This window comes from Anaerotruncus massiliensis (ex Togo et al. 2026) (genome assembly GCF_030825285.1).
In the GTDB taxonomy this organism is placed as follows: Bacteria; Bacillota; Clostridia; order Oscillospirales; family Ruminococcaceae; genus Anaerotruncus; species Anaerotruncus massiliensis.
In genome coordinates this window covers 1-3,031 of sequence record NZ_JAPJQF010000100.1, presented here as the reverse complement: position 1 = coordinate 3,031, position 3,031 = coordinate 1, and the positions used below count along the sequence as shown (strand labels likewise).

Sequence of the window (3,031 nt, the reverse complement as noted above, 5' to 3'; positions counted from 1 at the left end):
GGCGGGAAGGGGCTCTTCGCCCCGCTTTTGTCCCGGGGCGGCCGTCCGCCTCACGGCTCCTCCCGGCGGAAGGCCGCGAGGTAGGCCTCCACCGAACGGGTCATCTCGCGGGAAAAGGCGGAGTTATACTTGCGCCCGCAGAAGGCCGCGAGCCACGCCTCATAGCCGTCCGCGCCCGATTTCGGGGCGAGCATCTCCCGCAGCTCGTCCGCCCCCATCCGGCGGTAGCGGTTCTCCCGCACGATCCGCTCCATCGCGCACCGTTCCGGTTTTTTGCGGGCCTTCTGCCCGGCGGTCGGATAGCCGAACACCACCATCGCCGCCGGGAAGACATAGTCCGGCAGGCCGAGCAGCGCCCGGTGCTCCTCACACCGCTCCATCACGTCCCCGATGTAGCAGGAGCCGACGCCGAGGCTCCACGCCGCGGTCACGGCGTTCTGCGCCGCGATGAGGCTGTCGTCCACCGCGAGCAGCAGGTCCCCCGCGCCCGGCAGGCGCGGCGCGCACCCGCCCGCCAGGAAGGCGTCGTACCACTTCTGGCAGTCGGCGCAGAAGACCAGCACGAGCGGGGCCTTCGCGATAAACGGCTGGTGGTCGCAGCTTTCGGCGAGCCGCGCCTTGAGCTCCGGGTCGGTGACGTCGAGGATGGTGTAGAGCTGCTGGCAGCCCGCCGTGGGGGCGTTGACCGCCGCGAGCAGGATGGCCTCCTTTTCCGCCGCGGGGACCGCCCGCTCCTCAAAGACGCGGACCGACCTGCGCGAAAGCAGGCTTTCGATGATCTCGTTCATGGGGGCTCCTTTCCCGCAAACGGGATGCGGCTTTCGCCGCATCCCGTCAGGCTCAGACGATTTCGAGCGCCAGCTCGACCATGTCGTTGAAGCTCGTCTGCCGTTCCTCCGGCGAGGTGATCTCGTCGGTGACGACGTTGTCGCTCACCGTCAGCAGGGTGAGCGCCTGGATGTGGTGCTTCGCGGCCAGCGTATAGAGCTCGCAGGTCTCCATCTCAACCGCGAGGATGCCGTAGTCCGCGAGCATCTTCGTCTTTTCGGGCAGGTCGTCGGAATAGAAGCGGTCGCTCGTGAAGATCGACCCGACGGTGGCGCGCATCCCCCTCTCCCGCGCCGTCTGATAGGCGCCCAGCAGCAGTTCAAAATCCGCCGACGGCGCGAAGGAGATCGGCCCGAACCGGCATTTGTTGATGTTGGAATCGGTGGAGGCCGCGGATGCGATCACGACGTCCTTGAGCTTCAGTTCCGCCCGCAGGCCGCCGCAGGTGCCGACGCGGATGATCCGTTTGGCGCCGTACTCCTGCATGAGCTCGCTGGCGTAGATGTGCATCGACGGCATCCCCATGCCGCTGCCCTGCACCGAGACGCGCTTGCCCTTGTAGGTGCCGGTGAATCCGTACATCCCGCGTACCTGGGTATAGCAGACCGCGCCCTCCAGAAAGGTCTCCGCGATATGCTTCGCCCGCAGCGGGTCGCCCGGCATCAGCACCCGGTCGGCGATCTCGCCCGGCTTTGCTCCGATGTGGATACTCATTTGACTGCCTCCTTTATCTCTGTGATCCGTCCGTTTCCGAAAATTGGCCGCATTGCCTGTCCCCATTATACGTTACCCGCGCGCCCTTTTCAACCGGAAAGCGGACGGGCGGCGGCCCCGCGCGGGATCGAATCGCCGGGCCGGACGGCCGCGTCGGCGGCGCGGGGATTCTCTCCGAGCCTGAAAAACGGGGGCCGGTCCTGCGACCGGCCCCCGTTGATTCCTCTTATGCCTCCGCGTCCCCGCCGTCCTCCCCGGGGCGTTCCAGCCGCGCTTCGATATAGCGCGGCACCTCCTCCCTGGGGATGCCCAGCGCGGCGGCCAGCTCCCCGAAGAGGAGCTCCTCGGCGCGCTTCATGAACCGTTCGTCCACCGTGCCGAACTTTTGGCGCTGGCCCTCCAGCTCCCGCTTTTTCGCGTAGATCGACATGGTCAGCTCGACCAGTTCCGCGCTGTCATAGGTTTTGAGGGCGTTCGCATAGTGCTCGGCCAGCTCTCCCAGCACCCGGCTGTAATAAGCCTTCGCCTGCACGGTGGGGATGCTGTCGACCAGCTCCTCCGCCTCCTTCTTTGTGAGGATCGGCCGCATGAACACCTTGTTGTCGTTCACCGGGGTGCGGATGACGCACTCCTGATAGAGCGGCTTCATCGTGTAGTAGGGCTGCTCCCCCGACGCGCCCGGCACCTTCCGCATGGCGATGTCCGCCACCTCGCAGACGCCCGTTCCTCCGTAAAAGACCAAATCTCCAACCTGATACATTTCCGATTACCTCCGAGGTCCTCTTGCCCGCTCCGCCCGGGGGCGTGAGCCGTCGCAGCAGTTCTTCGCGATCCGCGCTTTCGCATGGCTGTCCGCCGCGCGCCGCATCTATATTTTACCACAAAAAGCCGCCGGGATGTAAGAAGAAAATTTTTTCCCGCACAGGAATATTCGCCGCCGCGGCCCAGCGCGCAAAAATCCCGCCGCGCGGGCGGCGGGATTCGACCCTACCAGGCGGCGGGACCGCCTGATTCGAGGTATTCGCGGATGGCCTGTTCCACCTGCGCCACCTCCTCGCGGAAGGCGTCGGCGGAAATCCGCAGCGCGCCGTGCCCGAGGATGATGAGCTGTTCGAGCGCGTCGGAGGTCGCCACCCGCACCCGGTTGTGCTTTCCGAGCTCGCGGGTGACCTTCTCGATATACATGTCGGCCGTCTCGGCCTCCTTCGTATACACCACGCTGATGTTGTGCACCCGCTCGACCTCCCCCGGGTTCCCCTTCACCCGGTAGGCGTCGAACACCACGATCACCTCGCACTGCCGGAAGCCACGGTAGTTGCAGAGCAGGTCGACCAGCCGCCCGCGCGCCGCGTCCAGGTTCTCCTGCGCGAGGGCGTTCAGGTCGTCCCACGCGAAGATGATGTTGTAGCCGTCCACCAGCAGGTATTCCGGCCCGTCGAGTCCCTTGGGGGGCTGGGAGGGGGGCCGCCGGGCGGGCTCCCTCCTGACC

Annotated in this window: 4 protein-coding genes; all 4 read right to left on the bottom strand. The window is 66.2% G+C overall.

Translation table 11 applies throughout. The annotated features are described in order from the left end of the window. Nucleotides 1-50: 50 nt before the first annotated feature. A complete protein-coding gene (locus RCI06_RS14340) occupies nucleotides 51-788 on the bottom strand; it encodes a nitroreductase family protein (protein ID WP_306576436.1) in 738 nt (245 codons plus the stop codon). 52 nt (nucleotides 789-840) lie between these two features. Beyond that, nucleotides 841-1,542 carry a purine-nucleoside phosphorylase gene (gene deoD, locus RCI06_RS14335; RefSeq protein ID WP_306576435.1) on the bottom strand — a complete coding sequence of 234 codons (702 nt, stop codon included), beginning with the start codon at nucleotides 1,540-1,542 and terminating at the stop codon, nucleotides 841-843. Nucleotides 1,543-1,768: 226 nt separating this feature from the next. Beyond that, nucleotides 1,769-2,302 carry a CarD family transcriptional regulator gene (locus tag RCI06_RS14330; protein WP_306576434.1) on the bottom strand — a complete coding sequence of 178 codons (534 nt, stop codon included), beginning with the start codon at nucleotides 2,300-2,302 and terminating at the stop codon, nucleotides 1,769-1,771. Between the two features lie 227 nt (nucleotides 2,303-2,529). Then, a partial coding sequence (locus tag RCI06_RS14325; RefSeq protein WP_306576433.1) for an NYN domain-containing protein occupies nucleotides 2,530-3,031 on the bottom strand: 502 nt, incomplete at its 5' end.

Bases quoted from the DNA above. Each gene is read 5' to 3' on its own strand.
- RCI06_RS14340 (WP_306576436.1), bottom strand. From the start codon at position 788: ATGAACGAGATCATCGAAAGCCTGCTTTCGCGCAGGTCGGTCCGCGTC.
- RCI06_RS14330 (WP_306576434.1), bottom strand. From the start codon at position 2,302: ATGTATCAGGTTGGAGATTTGGTCTTTTACGGAGGAACGGGCGTCTGC.
- deoD (WP_306576435.1), bottom strand. From the start codon at position 1,542: ATGAGTATCCACATCGGAGCAAAGCCGGGCGAGATCGCCGACCGGGTG.